Below are 15,138 nucleotides of genomic sequence, written 5' to 3'. Positions count from 1 at the left end.
CCCAATTACTTAGCCCCTACCGCAATAAGCCAGCGCCCCCCCGGGGCCCCCAACCACCCCCGCCCGAAGGCCAGGGCGGCGCGCAATGAAAATTTCTTCGCGGCAATTAGCTTGTGAGGAAGGAAGCAACCCGCTGGGCTAGCTAATGGCCGGCTACGGTCGCTTGCGCCGGCACTCGGCCTCGTACACGCGCCGCCCCAGCTCGCGCAGAAACGGGAAGCCAATGGCGTCGTACTCGTACCGGTCGTCGTTGAGCACGCCGTCGGCGTTCACGTACACCACGGCGCTGAGCAGGAACTCGACGCCTTGCGCTGCGTCCGTTACGTAGGCGTTGTCGATGAGGAAGCCGTAGGACTGGCCTATTTTATTGAACACTTGCACGCCCGGCGGCAGCGCGGCCTGCCCGCCCCCGCCCAGCAAAAACTTAGCGTAGGTGGCCGGGTAATGGGCGGCGTCGTAGCGCGGGTGCGGGCTGGCGGCGGGGGCCTCTCCCATCGCTGTGCGCAGCAGGCCGTAGTCGGCCGGGGCCAGGGCCAGGCGGCGGCGGGCGGGCAGCGTTTCGGGAAAGAGCACGGCGCGCAGCACCCACTGCTGGTCGCGCAGCGGAAACACGTTTTTCTGACTCAGGTCCAGGGGCCCCGGCACCACCGCGGTGCCCACCACGTGGGCTTGGCCGATGGCCGTGCCGCGCAGGTGCCAGTGCGGCCCGGGCCCCGGCCAGTAGGCGGCGGGCTGGTGGTACAGCAGCCGGCGGGCGGCCGTGTCGGCATAAAAGCTGACGGGGTTGGTGTGGCGCGTGCCGGGCGGCACGTCGCCCACCGCCAGGCGGCCCGCAATGCGGGTGCGGCGCAGGCCCAGCTGCCGCAGTCCAGCTTGCAGGGCCCCGGGGCCCACCAATTCGTAGAGGCGGTTGTAGGCGTCGTTGTCGCTCACGAGCAGCGCCTTGCGCACGTAGTTGGCCACGGTGGGGCGGCCGCTGGCGCTGCTGCTGTCGCGTAGCACCCGCGTCTGGCCGGCAAAGGCGGAGTCCGTTAGCATCGGCGAATCGGCGGTGAGGCCGGGCACCTGGGGCCCCAGGGCGCGCAGCCGCGCCAGGGCCAGGGCGGCGGTGGGCAGCTTCACGGTGCTGGCGGGGTAGAAGTACTCGCGGGGCCGCAGCCGGTAGCCGTAGCGGCGGAAGTGCGCCCGGCCCCGGGCATCGCGCCGGATGCGGGTGTACAAAATCTGGACGCGGTAGGCGGCCGGGTGGGCCAGCACGCGGCCCAGCCCAGCGGTGTCGCGGCGCAGCAGCTGGCGCAGCGGGTTGCCCCAGCCGAGGCCCTGGGCCCCAGCGGCGCGGGGCGCGAGGGGCCCCGCCAGTAGCATCAGCAGCACGGCCACTGCGCGGGCCCCGGGGCCCCCAAGCCGATGGATTCTCATGCCGGCCAAGGTAGGCACGGGCCGCCGGGGGCCCTAAAAAATCGCGGCATTAGCCAAATATTTAGGTACCAGAATATAAGCGTATCGGTACCGTGCGTAGCTTTACAAAATCCTTCGTTTTCTTGCTGGTATCCTATGAAAAAACTTCTCCGCACCGGGCTGGTCGCGGGCCTGCTCTTCGCCGCCGGGGCCCCGGCCCACGCCCAAGCCGTGGCCAACGGCGGCTTCGAAACCTGGGCCGCCCGCAGCAACGTCGATTCGCCCACCGGCTGGCTGACCGTGGACGACGCCATTGCGGCGCTCTCGCCCATCCGCTTTCCCACGGGCACCTTCACCAAAACGACCGACGCCCACGGCGGCACCTACGCCCTGCGCCTCGAAACCAAAACCACCCTCGCCGGCGTCGTGCCCGGGGGCGTGGTGCTGGGTACCAAGCTGGGGCCCCTCACCGACGACCCGGGCGGGTTGCCCTTTACGGGGCGGCCCACGGCGCTGCAATTCTACTACAAGCTGACGGGCACCCAGCCCCCGGTGGCCACCAACGGGGCGTTTGCCGCCGTGTCGCTCACGCGCACCGTCAACGGGCAGTCGGTGAGCGTGGCCACGGGCACCCAAATATTCAACACTGTCAACTCAGCCTATGTATTAGCCCAGGTGCCGCTCGTCTACACGTCGTCGGCCGTGCCCGATTCGGTGCACATCAGCTTCGGCTCGGGGCTGATTGACATTTCGACTGGGGCCCCCACGGGCGGCACGGCGGGCACCGTGTTCCAGGTCGACGACGTGGTTCTCACCGGCACGGCCACTGCCGCCCGCGACGCGGCCCTGGCCGCCGCCCTCACCGTGGCCCCCAACCCCAGCCCGGGCGGGCGCTACGTGCTGCGCGCCCCGGCCGCCCTGCTGGCCGCCCCCCTGGCCGTGGTGGACGCCACCGGCCGCACCGTGCGCCGCGAAGGGGCCCTGGCCGCGGGCACTGCCGCCCGCACCCTCGACCTGGCCGGCCTGGCCGGGGGCGTGTACACGCTGCAATTATTCACCGATAAAGGCTTGGTTACAAAGAAGCTGCTGGTGGAATAAATTGGCTTCAGCAACCCGGTTGCAAGCTAAAAAAGGGCGCTCCGTGGAGCGCCCTTTTTTGTCGAAATTATTCTCTGCCGCGGCAGCAAATGGATTGGGCCCGCCCAACTAGCGCACCTGCCCGTCGTGCTTCTGGCGGTAGATGGCGCGGCTGTCCCGGTTTTCGGTCTTGCGCAGGTCGCGGCGCTCGGTCGGCGTCACCACGCCGTCGGCGCGGGCCGACCGCTTCTCCGCGGTGAGGCCGGCTTCGCGGCCCCGCATCCGGGCAGCCTCGCGGCGGTTCAGCTCACCAGAGGCCACGCCCTGGCGAATCCGGGCGCGCTGGTTTTGCTCCCGGGCATTAACGACGGGGGTGGCTTGGGCCTGGGCACCGGCCGTGCTGGCGGCTACGAGCAGCGCAACGGCGCTGAGGAAAAAACGGGTTTTCATGGGAGTAGATAAAAGAGCGGATGAATAAACCTTATCGAAAAAGGGCGAACTGGCCGTTGGATTTGCGCCGCTAACGAAAGTTTAGCGCTGGTTTCAAGAGAATTAGCCCATCGGGAGCAGCCCCACCGCCCGCGCCAGGGCCCCACCCCGCCAAAACAAAAAGCCCCAACGGTGCCAGTGTGAACCGGCAACCGTTGGGGCTTTTTAGGAAGGCAGGAAACTGCTACGCGGCTGGCGGCGCAGGGGCCCCGGCGGGGATTTCTGCGGGGGCCCCGGCGGCCAGGGACACGCGCAGTTCGCCGAAGCCGGTGCCAACCACGAAGCCGGGCAGTACCAGGCCGGTTTCCAGTTCGATGGACAGCAGCTCGGCAGGCTGGCCGTCGGCCAGGGCGCCGGTGGCGACGAGGGGCAGGCCGTGCAGCACCACGCGGTAGGTGGCGTAGGCGGGCTGGTAGGGGCCCTCGATGGCCTGGGCGAGCACCAGCTCGGTGGCCGTGCCGGTGGCGGTGAAGCGGCGCACGGTTTGCTGGCCCTGCTCCTGGTAGGCGTAGCCCTCGCCGCCGTCGTCGTAGAGGCAGCTCTCGGCGGTGCCGTTTTTGTAGTACACGTGCAGCGTAAGCTGGTCCACCACTTTTTCGCCCACGTACTGCAGCACGGGCTGCATGGGCACCACCGCCCCGGCCTTTACGAAGAGCGGAATGCGGGTGAGGTCGGCGCTGGCCCACACTTCGGTGCCGCCGGCCTGGAGGCCATCGGTCCAGTAGTAGTACCAGTCGCCGCGGGGCAGGTACATCCAGCGGCCGTCGGTGCCCGGCGAGGTGATGGGGCAAACGAGCAGGTTGTCGCCGAGGCTGAACTCGGCCATCCGCAGGTAGGTTTCGGGGTCGTTCTGGTCGAGGAAGGTGAGCGGGCGCAGCATGGGCGTGCCCTGGGTGCTGTACTGCCAAAACGCGGTGTACATGTAGGGCAGCAGGCGGTAGCGCAGCTCGATGAAGTGGCGCGCCAGGCTGGTGTAGGGCTCGCCGAAGCTCCAAGGCTCCTGGTCGCCGTGGTCGCCGGAGCTGTGGGTGCGGAAGAACGGGTGGAAGGCCCCCAGGGCAATCCAGCGGGCGTACAGCTCGCCGTCGGGCGTGTCGATAAACCCGCCGATGTCGCTGCCAATAAAGCTGAACCCGCTGATGCTCAAGCGCTGGCACTGGATGTTTGCCAGCCACAGGTGCTCCCACGAGGCGATGTTGTCGCCGGTCCAGCCCGAAGAGTAGCGCTGGCCGCCGGCGTAGGTGCTGCGCGTAATGGTGAAGGGCCGCTTGGGGTAGCTGAAGCGCTTCACGCCCTCGTTGGTGGCGCGGGCCATCTGCATGCCATACACGTTGTGGGCCTTGAGGTGCGAGGCCGACTGGCCGTCGTAGTCGAAGCGCACGTCGGGCGGGAAGGTGCCCTTCTCGAACACCGCCGGCTCGTTCATGTCGTTCCACACGCCGGCCACGCCCACGTCCTTAATCAGGCCCTCGAACAGGCCCGCCCACCACTCGCGCACCTGCGGCTTGGTGTAGTCGGGGAAGTTGCAGAGGCCGGGCCACACGGTGCCCTTCATCAGGGGCCCGTCGGCGCGGCGGCAGAAAAAGTCGTTGGCAATGCCCTCTTTGTACACTGAGTAGCCAGGGTCAATTTTAATGCCCGGGTCGATGATGACCACCGTTTTGAAGCCGTCGGCGGCCAGCTCCTGCACCATGCGCTTGGGCTCGGGGAAGTGCGTGGGGTGCCAGGTAAAGCACCGGTAGCCGTCCATGTAGTCGATGTCGAGGTAGATGGCGTCGCACGGAATCTGGCGCTCGCGCAGGCCCTGGGCTATTTCCTTGACGTTGCTTTCCGGGTAGTAGCTCCACTTGCACTGCTGGTAGCCCAGCGTCCAGAGGGGCGGCAGCTCGGCGGGGCCCGTGAGCATGGTGTAGTCCTGGGCCACCTCGAGCAGCGTGGGGCCGTAGATGAAGTAGTAGTTCAGCTCGCCGCCATTGGCCCAGAAGCTGGTGACGTCGGCGCGCTCGGCAGCGAAGTCGAAGTAGCTGCGGAACGTGTTGTCGAAGAAAATGCCGTGGGCGATTTTCTGGTGCAGCACGTGGTAGAAGGGGATGTTCTTGTAGAGCGGGTCGGAGCCCTTGGTGTAGCCGTAGGTATCGGAGCCCCAGTTGGTGAAGCGGTGGCCGCGCAGGTTCATGTTGGCGGGCTTATCGCCGAGGCCGTAGTAGTGCACGCCGGGGGGCACCTGCTTGCTCATCTTCACGATGTCGTTGCCGGTTTCGTCGTCGTACTGCCAATGAAACCCCTTCTCGTCGTCGCTGAGCACCGTGCCCGAGCGGTCGAGTACGCGGGTGCGCAGGCCCTCCTTCTGCACCGTGCAAATGAGGCGGGCGGTGGTGAGGCGGTAATGATCAGCTTTCTCGACAAACTCCAAAAACGTAGGGGCCGGGAGCGCCGCATCGGCGGGCACGGCGTACGAAAAATCGGGCAGCAGGGGCCCGTCGGTGAGGTAGCGAAAACGCAGGATTTTGTCGGTGACGACGGTCAGCGCTAGGCGCACCCCGTTGTCGCAGCCGAACAGGTAGCGGCCGGGGCTCAACTCTTCGGCGTGGCGCACGTGGCCGGCCGTGTGGTCCTGGTGGGCCGTGGCCGCCAGGTCGTTAACCATGTAATTATTCTCCTGAACTGATGGATTCATAACGGATAAAATTGGGGGCTAATAGGGTAGGTAGGCTCAAAAAAATGCCGGCCAAGTTGGTCGGCACGTCGTTTAAGCCCGCAAGATAAAGCCGGGCCCCGGCGCGGGCAGCAAAAAATCCGTTAAAGTCGCCAGACCCGATAATTTGCCCGGCCAACGCGGATTGCTTGCCTGTGGGCCGGGCGGGCCCCATCTTTGCCCACCGGCCTCATTTTTCGGCCCGCGCCCGCCATGCCCCCTCTCCCCCCCGTTTTGCTCGTGCTGGCCTGGGACGATGCCGACCCCGCCGTGCACCGCGTGGCGGCCACCGCGGCGCTGCCGGCCTTGCCCACCCTGCCCCTCGTGCGGGCCCTGGCCGCCGAGCAGTCCACCCTGGCCGTGCTGCCCCAACTGCCCGAAACCGAGGCCCCCGACGCTGCCGACGAGGCTGGCCCCGCGGTGCTGGACCTAGGCGCCGGCTCGCACCTGGTGGGCCTGGGCGACCTCACGCCCGCCGCCCTGGCCGCCGGTGGGGGCCCCGCCGCCGCCCACCCCGCGTCCGCCGCCGGGGCCCTGGCCCGTCTTGCCAACGTGCAATTGCGCCCGCCGCTGGCGCAGCATCCTGCGGCCGGCCGGCAAGCCCCCGCCGCTCCCTACCTCGGCAGCGCCGAGGCTGCCGCCGCTCCAGCCGCAACCTCAACCGTAGAAACGCTGCCCCCTGAAGTCATCCCGGTGGCCGAAGCAACCGCCACTCCCGCCGGCGCGCCGGCGCTGGGGGCCCCGGCAGCCCCCGCTGGGGCCCCCAGCGCTGAGCCGGCCGCCGCGGCCGGCGTAGCCCCTGCCCCATTGTTCGACGAGCTAGAAGCAGAAATTGGCGCGGGCGAGGCCGCCGACCTGGCCGAGGACGACCCCGATTTGGCCGTGGAGCCAGCCCCCGCGGCCGCGCCCCCGGCGGGCCCCGCCCGCGCCTCACTTACGCAGGGGCTGGCGGCGCTGCACCGGGGCCCCGGGGCCTCAGCCGCGGCAGCACCGCCCGTTTTCGACCTCTCCGATGGCTTGCACTACCGCGTCATCCAATACGCCCGATTTGCCACCTACGTACTTGACGGTGAAGGCGAAGACTTCGGCGTGATTTATGCGCCCGACTGGCCCACGTGGCTCGCGGCGCTCGAAGTGCGGGCCCGCACCCGGCGGCCGCTGGTGGTGCACCTGCGCCTGCTGGCCGCCGAGTCGGCCGCGCCCGCCGAGCGCGGCTGGCTGCTGGAGCTCGAGCGCATGGTGCTCCGCTTCGCCCACACCGTGCTGGTGACGAGCGACGCGCTGGGGGCCCAGGCCCTGCGCCACTACCCGCTGCTGACCGCCGCCCAGGTGCGCACTGTGGCCGCCGACGACGCCGACGGCGTGCGCGCCGCGCTGGCCGAAATCGGCCGGGCCACGCAGCCCTAGCCGGGGCCCCAAGCCGGGAAAACCGGCGTGGCACCGGGCCCCTGGGGCCCCGTGGCGGATGCCCGCCAGGGCCCGTTTTCGGTTATCCCCAAGGTTTTCCCGTTATCCCCATTTCTGCTCCTTTATCCCTGCTTTTGATGGAATCCTTTCAGGCCGAACAAGAATTTGAAGCCGTAATCGAAGCCGACAGCGCCGACGGCGGCCTCTTTGTGGCGGTGCCGTTTTCCGTGCAGGACGTGTACGGCACCCGGGGCAAGCTGCCCGTGCAAACCACGCTCGACGGCTTCCCCTACCGCACCACCTTGGCTCCGCTCGGCGACGGCCACCACGGCCTGCCGGTGCCCCGCGAAGTGCGCCGGGCCCTGGGCAAAACCGTGGGCGACACCCTGCGCGTGGCCCTGCGCCACGCCCCCGAGGTACACGTCGTGACTCTGCCGCCCGACCTGGCCGGGGCCCTAAATGACACGCCCGCCGCCCGCACCTTCTTTGAAACCCTCCCCCGCCCCGACCAGCGCGACTACGTTCGCTGGCTCGACGGTGCCAAAACCGCCGATGCCCGCACCCAGCGCTTGGCCACCACCATCCAGCGCCTGCGCAACGGCCAGAAGCGCGCGTAGTTAGGGCCGTTTTTCAACCCTGCCAGAACAAACAGCTTTCTTGTTTGCTGGCCTAGCGTCGATTCGGTTAAACGAGGTGGGGCCATCGGGCCACAGTGCTTCTGGGAAGAAGCAAGCGCGTGGCAGCAAATACCATTGAGACATAGCAGTGCGCTTCCCCACGCACTGCGCCAGCGGGTGCCAAAGCGCACGTTCAAAAAGGCACCCTTTGCGGTGGGCCTCCCCCGCTGCCGACGGAACAGCCGGCGGATGACGCATTTCAAGCCCCTATTGGCCCATTGCGTATTGCAGCCCGCCCCACAGATGGCGCAAAAACAGGGGATCGGCGTAATTCTCGGCCAGGTGGCCGCCCGCCGTATAAAAAGCACGCCCCCCGCCGTAGGCGTGGCACCAGGCAAAGGGATGTTGCGGGCCGTTGAGCCCCCCGGTGTAAGTAGACTCGTCAACGGTGGCCAGCACCCGCAAGCCCGGCGCTATGTCGCGGAAGTTGTACCACTCGTCGGTGCGCGTCCACTGCGTGGGCAGGAAATTGGTGGCAGGATGGGCGGGGTCCACCACGCGCACAGTAGCAGGCTGTACTTTAGGATGATTTCGGAAGTAGGCCCCCATCAGCCCCCCGTACCAAGGCCAGTCGTACTCCGTATCGGCCGCCGCGTGCACGCCCACAAACCCATGGCCCTGCCCGATGTAGTGCTCAAAGGCCACCTGCTGAGCCGCGTCAAGTACGTCGCCGGTAGTGTTGAGGAAGACGACGGCGGCGTAGCGCTGCAGCGAATCAACCACGAAGTGCGTGGCCAGCCGCGTGGTGTCCACGCGCAGGTGGTGCGCCCGGCCCAGTTGCTGGAAGGCGGCCAGGCCGGCCGTAATGGATGCGTGGTGAAAACCCTGGGTTTTGCAAAAGACCAGCACGGCCGGCTGCTGGCCCCGCGACGACGGGGGCAGGCGGTGGGAGCAGCCGGCTAGCAGACCGGCCAGCAGCAACCAAGAGCGAAAAGAATGCAGCATGGGCACCGGAGAGGAAGAACAAAAGCGGGCGAGAGCGGGCCCACAAATTACAGCCAGCCGTCAGCAACGGCCCCCGGCCGCCCAAGGTGATTTGCAAATGTTATCAGTTATTACCACACCAGTCGAAGGCGCGACCTGCTATACTTTTCGCTCCCTGCCGGAAGCGCTGCCTTGGCGAAAGGCCCTGTTTTGGTCCTTACTTGCATTGCCAGCCTCCCGCTTATAAAGGAAAGCTGACGAATAAGCTAGCCCAAGTACGATTTCAACGACTGCGAGCGCGAAGTGTGCTTGAGGCGGCGGATGGCCTTCTCCTTTATCTGCCGGACCCGCTCGCGGGTCAAGCTAAATTGCTCGCCGACTTCCTCCAGCGTTTGCGCGGCATTGCCGTTCAGCCCGAAGTGCAGCGTGATGACGTCGGCCTCCCGCCGGGTCAGCGTCGAGAGGGCGCGCTGCACCTCCCGGCGCAGAGAATCGTGGAGCAAGCCCGCATCCGGCGTTTCCTGCCCCTCGTCCTGCATCACGTCCAGCAAGCCGTTTTCTTCGCCATTCACGAAAGGCGCATCCATGGACACGTGACGGCCGGATATTTTCAACGTATCCACCACCTCGGAGGTGGTCAATTCCAACAGTTCCGCTATCTCGTCGGGCGAAGGCTCGCGCTCAAACTTCTGCTCCAGCTCCGCAAACGAGCGGCTGATTTTATTCAGCGAGCCCACCCGGTTCAGGGGCAGGCGCACGATGCGGCTCTGCTCAGCCAGGGCTTGCAGGATGCTCTGGCGAATCCACCACACGGCGTAGGAAATGAACTTGAACCCTTTCGTTTCATCAAACCGCTTGGCAGCCTTAATCAACCCCAAGTTGCCTTCGTTGATGAGGTCGCCCAGCGTCAGGCCCTGGTTCTGGTACTGCTTAGACACCGATACCACAAAGCGCAGGTTAGCTTTGGTCAGCTTTTCGAGGGCCATGTGGTCGCCCTCGCGGATACGCTGGGCTAATTCCACTTCCTCGTCTATCGTCACCAAGCTTACTTTGCCAATCTCCTGGAGGTACTTGTCGAGCGACTGGCTTTCGCGGTTGGTAATCTGTTTGCTGATTTTTAACTGTCTCATACGGTAGCGGCAATGCCTAGAAGTGGCAATAATAATCTGTAACTCCCGGTGCTGCTGCTTGGTTCGACGGTCCTGACGCTGCCGCGCCGCCGGGGTGTTTTTGGGTGGGGCAAAAGCCTGCCACCCATTTATGGGGTAATTTGCTGTTAATAAACGTTTTAAGTCGTTATCGATGCCAAGGCGGTGTGCCAGCTACTGCTATTCGCACAACGTTTGCAGAGTAACGTTCAAACGCTGCCAACATATTGTATATCATTGTATTAATTTTATTTATTTAAAATGATTTTAGTACAATTAGCGCTATTGGTTAACGCAGCTCACGCATAGCAGCGCATGAAAAAAGTTTGATGTATCTCACAAATATTTAATGTTGAGCTATTGGCTCACTACCATTCCTACAATTTTTTCGAGAGTTGATGTGCCGGCAGCGCGTTGTAGTAGCTATGTTGCTCGGCGTGACCTTCACGCTAAACTACTTTAAGCGAGTTGTGCAAAACATCGACACCGAGCGGCCGGATGGCGTGCGCGACCGGGCCTTGCTGCTCGGGTTAGCAAGGGCCTTTCGGCGCGATGAACTCGCCAGCATCGACCTGGTGCACCCGCGCTTCGACGAGGATGGCCTGGTAGTGGAGCTGCCTAAGAGCAACCAATCAGAAGGGCGCGGCTAATATGAACCATGCATAGCGGGCCACGGCCCAAAAAAGCAGTGCCGGGGGAGGAAAAAGCCAGCCTAATGTCGAGCGGATATTTACAAAAAAGCTACAGGGTTGCTTGTAGAATGGTAATGCTGTGGGCGGCCATTGCGTATGTTTTGGCCCCGGCGGGCAGGGTGCGCTCCTTGTAGCTAACCACGTTCGTGGCCGGCGCAGCCAGCGTGTTTTTTGCCTCGATCGAGGCCGCATTGAGCTCGTGCGCCGTCCATTGCCCGGTTGTTTTGGCGTTAAGCTTGATTTCGACGGCCGCGCGGCTGTTGCGATTGACGAGGGCAATGGTGAGGGTTTTGCCATCGGTGGAGGCGGCCACGTCCAGCCCGGCGGCCCCGGCCCCGGTGGCCGTGGCCGCCACGCTTTGGGGCCCGCACAGCTTCCGGTAGAGGGCCATCGGGTAGTAAACCGTCTGGCAGATGGACGTGATTTCGTTCGTCATAATGGGGGCCAACACATTCACGGTTTGCGCCCAGGTGGCCAGGCCGATAACGGCCGCATTGCGCTGAAAGATGTTGAGAAAAGTGGCCACGCCCAGCGCGTGGTTCCAGGTGTATTCCATCTCCAGGCCATAGGCGCCCTGGCCATTTGCTTCCCAAATGCCCCATTCGTCCAGCGCAATCCGCACGGGCTGCTGGCGGCTGGGGAAGCGGTACCACTTGCTAAAATCCACTACTTTCTCCGGCGTGAACGCCTTGATTTGGGCCCCCAGCTTCTGGATATTTGCCTCAATTTCGGCGATGGATGCGAACAGGGAGGCCGGGTCGCCGGGCTTGGTGCGGGCGTACAGGTGCAGCGAGATATAGTCGCAAACCGGGTGCAGTGCCTGCAATACCTGCTGGTTCCAACCTTCTTGGTCGCCCACCATAACCAACTGAATGGCAGGATCCTGAAGTTTCATAAGCTTGGCGTAGTACCAAGCTTGCTGGATGTAGTCCTGGGGGTTCTGGAGCCGGCCGGCGTCCTCTTTGGCCGCTTCCTCGTTGCCCAAGCCCCAGTACCGCACGCCGTAGGGCTGGGCGCGGCCGTTGTTCCTTCGTTTCGTTGCATAGTCGCCCGCTGTGGCGTTGCAGTATTCCACCCATTCCGCCGCTTCTTCCGCCGTGCCAGTGCCCATGTTCACGGTGAGAAAGGGGGCGGCCCCCAGCTGCTCGGCGTAGCGCAAAAATTCGTCGGTGCCGAAATGGTTGTTGTCGATGCCGCCCCAGATCAGGTTTTTTCGAACCGGCCGGTCCTGCCCGATGCCATCTTTCCAATGGTAAATTTTGGTGAACGTGCCGCCGGGGTACCGCAGCAGGGGCGGGCGTAGCTGCTGTACTTTTTCCAGCACATCCGGGCGAAAGCTCCGCTTGCTGTCGTCGTAAACCCCGCCGTAGATGGCCCGGCCCAGGTGCTCGATGAACTGGCCGTAAATATTGGGCGATATGGCGCCCAGCACGTGGCGCACGTCCACCGTCACCTCTGCTGTATTCGGCTGGAATAGTTTCCTGACGCGACCCGGCACCGCAACGCCAAGGAGCGTTCCGGCGCTCAGTTTCACGAATTCACGCCTCGACTGTTGCTTCATGTGGTTATCGCTCGAACAAAAATAACGGCAAGCCCCGGGGATGCCAGCGGCCTTGGGGCCCCGACAGGGGCCCTGGAGCGGTCACCAAGTTAGTGCACACGATAGCCGCAGTGGTCGAACCGGTTTTTCGCGTCGGCTTCACTTATTCGCTCAGCAGCGGCGCAAATAGCTTCTTCGAGCAAGTCGCGGGCGAGGGCTTGTGCCGTTTGCAGCGGCATGCCGCCAGCTTACCTGATTTCCAGCTGGTAAGTGCCCGCCGCCAGCTGGTAGCGCTGCGTTGCGTGCACCGCCGCCAGCGGGGCGCTGCTGGGCAAAGCGGGACCAAATAGTTGGCCGCCCGCGTACACTTTCTGCCCGGCGCCCACGGGCAGCACCAGCGTGGCCGTGGAGCTGGGCGGGATAGTTACTTCATAATGAATGCCTTTGCCCGACTGCTGCCAGGCCGAGCGGATGACGCCGTAGGGGCCCTGGTGGCTAGCCTCAAACTGGTTGAGCCCGGCCACGAAGTGCGGGGCCAGCAGCACGTTTTTAAAGCCGGGTTGCTGGGGGTCGGGCTGGATGCCGGCCAGCCCTTTGTAGAGCCAGGCCCCTATTTCGCCGAACATGATGTGGTTGAGGGAGATGTCGCTTTTGGCGTCCAGGGGCCAGTTTTCGTGCAGGGTCGTGGCGCCGTTCACAATCCACCAGCCCCACGAGGGGAAGGTTTCCTGGGCGGCCAGGCGGTAGGCCACGTCGGCCTGGCCGTTCTCGCTCAGGGCCCCCAGAATGGCCTTGGTGCCGAGCAGGCCCACGTCGAGGTGGAAGCCGTCGGCGGCCACGCGGCTGGCCAGGTTGGCCGCCACTTTTGGCCGGAGCTCGTCGGGCACCACGCCCCAGTACAGCGGCACGCTCAGCTCGGTTTGCACGCCGCTGCCGTACACGCCCGTTTGCCGGTTGAGGTACTTGGCGTTGATGGCGGCGCGGATTTTAGCGGCCAGCGCGGCGTAGCGGGCGTGGTCGGCGGGGTGGCCCAGCAGCTGCGCGGCCTTGGCCAGGATGGTGGCGTCGGTGAAGTAGTAAACCGACGAAGTAAGCTCCACCGGCGCCTTCGATTTTACTGGCACCCAGTCGCCCAGGCCCCAGTTGGTCAGGCCGTTGGGGCTCTGCTCGGCGATGTGGTCCACGTAGCGCCGGATGTTGTCGTAGCAGTCGGCCAGCGGCTTGGCGTCGCCGTAAAACAGGTAGAGGTTCCAGGGAATGATGGCGATGGTGCTGGTCCAGTCCGGGCCGTTGCCCCACTCGTAGCCCCAGCCGTCGCTGGGGATGATGCTGGGCAGCACGCCGTTGGGCTGCTGCTCGTCGCGGTGGTCGGCCAGCCATTTCTCGTACACTGTAAAGCCGTCGAAGTTGTAAAGGCCGGTTTCGCTGGCGATGTGGGCGTCGCCGGTCCAGCCGTTTTTCTCGCGCTGCGGGCAGTCGGTGGGGTAGCCGAACAGGTTGGAGAGGTACGAGTTGTTGGTGGCCGCCCAGATTTTTTCAATCGTGGGGTTGGCCGAGCGCACCTGGCCCACGGGCGCCACGTCGCTGTGCATAAAGTAGCCGGTGAGGCTGCCCGCCGTGAGGGCCACCGGCCGGCTGCTGGTCACCTCCACGTACTGGAACCCCTTGTAGTTAAACCGCGGCATGAACACCTCGTCGGCCTTCCCGCCCAGCGTGAAAATGTCGGTCTGGAACGGGTCACTCTTGTCGGTGGGCCGGTAGTGCACGTCAATGTTCGACTGGTCGACGTGGCCGTTGGGGTACAGCCGCTCGGCGTGCCGCAGGTGCAGCACGGTGCCCGCGGGGCCCTGCGCCCGCAACTGGCTGACGCCGGAGATGTTGCGGCCCAGGTCGAACACGTAGGTGGTGTCGTTGAGCTTGTTCACGGTTTTGGCCGGCACCGGCTCCACGTTGCGGATCGGGGCCAGGGCCTGGGCCACGATGTGCTTGGAGGGCGCAGTGCGGTAAATGGCGGGTTTCCACTTGGCGTCGTCGAAGCCCGGGGCGTCCCAGCCGGGCTGCTCCAGGCGGGCGTCGTAGTGCTCGGCGGTATAGATGCTGTTGAACACCAGGGGCCCCAGGGCCGTCTTCCAGTCGGTGCCCGAGCGGATGGTTTCCACGGTGCCGTCGGTGTAGGTGAGGCGCAGGTCGAGGCAAAACGCGGGCCGGTTGCGCCAGGGCGCGTTGTGAAAATCCCACACCGCCGTGGACTGGTGGTTGTACCAGCCGTTGCCCAGCAGCACGCCCACCGCGTTGGCGCCGGGGCGCAGATAGGCCGTCACGTCGTGCGTGACGTAGAGCGTGCGCCGGTCGAAGCGGGTGTACATCGGGTCGAGGCGGTGGTTGCCCACTTTATGGCCGTTGATGGACAGCTCGTAGAGCCCGGCCACGGCCACGTAGGCCCGCGCCGACCGGAGTTGCCGGGGCACTTGGAAGGCCTTGCGGAAGTACGGAGCGGGCCGCAGGTTCTTGTCCTGCGAGTCGCTGATCCAGGCGCCCAGCCAGTTTTGCTGGTTCAGCAGGCCCATTTCGAAGCTGGCCACGGCGCTGGTGGCGGCCAGGGCCCCCACCTTGTTCCACACCTTCACCCGCCAGAAGTACTTGGTGTACGGCCGCAGCGCCGGCCCGGCGTAAGCCACCAGTTGCTGGGCCGACGCGGTTTTGGCGGGGGCCCACACCGCGCCTTGGCCCCGGCCCACGGCCGCCGAATCGGTGCCCACAACCAGCTGGTAGGCGGCTTGGCCCGCGCCGCGCCGGCCGTCGGCCAGCCGCCACGCGAGCCGGGGATGGGGCGCGTCGAGGCCGAGCGGATTGGGCAGGTATTCGCACTGCAACCCCACCGGGGTGCCGGGGGCCTGGGCCCTGGCAGCGGAGCTACCGAGCAGCAAAACAGCAAAGCCGGTGCAAAAGACCGGCAGCGCCCGGGCCGCGGGCAGCAAATGGTAGGCGGACGTAGTTGGCACAGGAACACGAAATGGTAGAAACTGGGGCCCTGGCAGTACTGGGCGGGGCCCTAAAAAAAGACGGGGGCCGGGGGCAGGAGCTAACCCCT

At 65.3% G+C, this 15,138-nt stretch carries 12 protein-coding genes; 4 read left to right on the top strand and 8 right to left on the bottom strand.

Features of this window, described 5'->3' with window-relative positions:
- Positions 1 to 153: 153 nt before the first annotated feature.
- Entirely contained in the window at positions 154 to 1,419 is a 1,266-nt protein-coding gene (locus EAH73_RS07695) for a serine hydrolase (protein ID WP_140465883.1), read from the bottom strand.
- A gap of 135 nt (positions 1,420 to 1,554) precedes the next feature.
- Here EAH73_RS07695 and EAH73_RS07690 point away from each other — a divergent pair, with 135 nt between their 5' ends.
- Positions 1,555 to 2,496 carry a T9SS type A sorting domain-containing protein gene (locus EAH73_RS07690; RefSeq protein ID WP_140465882.1) on the top strand — a complete coding sequence of 314 codons (942 nt, stop codon included), beginning with the start codon at positions 1,555 to 1,557 and terminating at the stop codon, positions 2,494 to 2,496.
- 108 nt (positions 2,497 to 2,604) lie between these two features.
- Here the strand turns inward: EAH73_RS07690 and EAH73_RS07685 are convergent, their stop codons facing one another.
- Together EAH73_RS07685 and EAH73_RS07680 are read right to left on the bottom strand one after the other, a co-directional pair.
- Positions 2,605 to 2,925 carry a hypothetical protein gene (locus tag EAH73_RS07685; protein ID WP_140465881.1) on the bottom strand — a complete coding sequence of 107 codons (321 nt, stop codon included), beginning with the start codon at positions 2,923 to 2,925 and terminating at the stop codon, positions 2,605 to 2,607.
- A gap of 223 nt (positions 2,926 to 3,148) precedes the next feature.
- Positions 3,149 to 5,641, bottom strand: coding sequence for a glycoside hydrolase family 31 protein (locus tag EAH73_RS07680; RefSeq protein WP_205012971.1), 2,493 nt, complete (start codon positions 5,639 to 5,641; stop codon positions 3,149 to 3,151).
- Between the two features lie 231 nt (positions 5,642 to 5,872).
- Here EAH73_RS07680 and EAH73_RS07675 point away from each other — a divergent pair, with 231 nt between their 5' ends.
- Both EAH73_RS07675 and EAH73_RS07670 read left to right on the top strand, forming a co-directional pair.
- Positions 5,873 to 7,066 carry a glycosyltransferase gene (locus EAH73_RS07675; protein WP_140465880.1) on the top strand — a complete coding sequence of 398 codons (1,194 nt, stop codon included), beginning with the start codon at positions 5,873 to 5,875 and terminating at the stop codon, positions 7,064 to 7,066.
- A 137-nt stretch (positions 7,067 to 7,203) separates the two neighbouring features.
- Complete coding sequence (locus EAH73_RS07670) at positions 7,204 to 7,683, top strand: YdeI/OmpD-associated family protein (RefSeq protein WP_140465879.1); 480 nt, start codon at positions 7,204 to 7,206, stop codon at positions 7,681 to 7,683.
- 267 nt (positions 7,684 to 7,950) lie between these two features.
- Here the strand turns inward: EAH73_RS07670 and EAH73_RS07665 are convergent, their stop codons facing one another.
- On the bottom strand, positions 7,951 to 8,688 hold the full coding sequence (locus EAH73_RS07665; protein WP_140465878.1) for a ThuA domain-containing protein: 738 nt from the start codon (positions 8,686 to 8,688) through the stop codon (positions 7,951 to 7,953).
- Positions 8,689 to 8,933: 245 nt separating this feature from the next.
- On the bottom strand, positions 8,934 to 9,797 hold the full coding sequence (locus EAH73_RS07660; RefSeq protein WP_140465877.1) for an RNA polymerase sigma factor RpoD/SigA: 864 nt from the start codon (positions 9,795 to 9,797) through the stop codon (positions 8,934 to 8,936).
- Between the two features lie 488 nt (positions 9,798 to 10,285).
- Here EAH73_RS07660 and EAH73_RS07655 point away from each other — a divergent pair, with 488 nt between their 5' ends.
- The gene (locus tag EAH73_RS07655; RefSeq protein ID WP_140465876.1) at positions 10,286 to 10,465 is read left to right on the top strand and encodes a hypothetical protein; all 180 of its coding nucleotides are present in this window, start codon (positions 10,286 to 10,288) and stop codon (positions 10,463 to 10,465) included.
- Between the two features lie 91 nt (positions 10,466 to 10,556).
- On the opposite strand, the gene EAH73_RS07650 is transcribed toward EAH73_RS07655, so the two are convergent.
- The 3 genes from EAH73_RS07650 to EAH73_RS07645 form a co-directional block, all read right to left on the bottom strand.
- Entirely contained in the window at positions 10,557 to 11,960 is a 1,404-nt protein-coding gene (locus EAH73_RS07650; RefSeq protein WP_161599472.1) for an alpha-L-arabinofuranosidase C-terminal domain-containing protein, read from the bottom strand.
- A 197-nt stretch (positions 11,961 to 12,157) separates the two neighbouring features.
- Positions 12,158 to 12,286, bottom strand: a complete 129-nt coding sequence (locus EAH73_RS23870; protein WP_262711076.1) for a hypothetical protein — start codon at positions 12,284 to 12,286, stop codon at positions 12,158 to 12,160.
- Between the two features lie 9 nt (positions 12,287 to 12,295).
- Entirely contained in the window at positions 12,296 to 15,049 is a 2,754-nt protein-coding gene (locus EAH73_RS07645; RefSeq protein ID WP_240047175.1) for an alpha-L-rhamnosidase, read from the bottom strand.
- Between the last annotated feature and the right edge of the window lie 89 nt (positions 15,050 to 15,138).

It is taken from the genome of Hymenobacter nivis, assembly GCF_006439025.1.
GTDB lineage: Bacteria > Bacteroidota > Bacteroidia > Cytophagales > Hymenobacteraceae > Hymenobacter > Hymenobacter nivis_A.
This window is presented reverse-complemented; position numbering and strand designations above follow the sequence as displayed.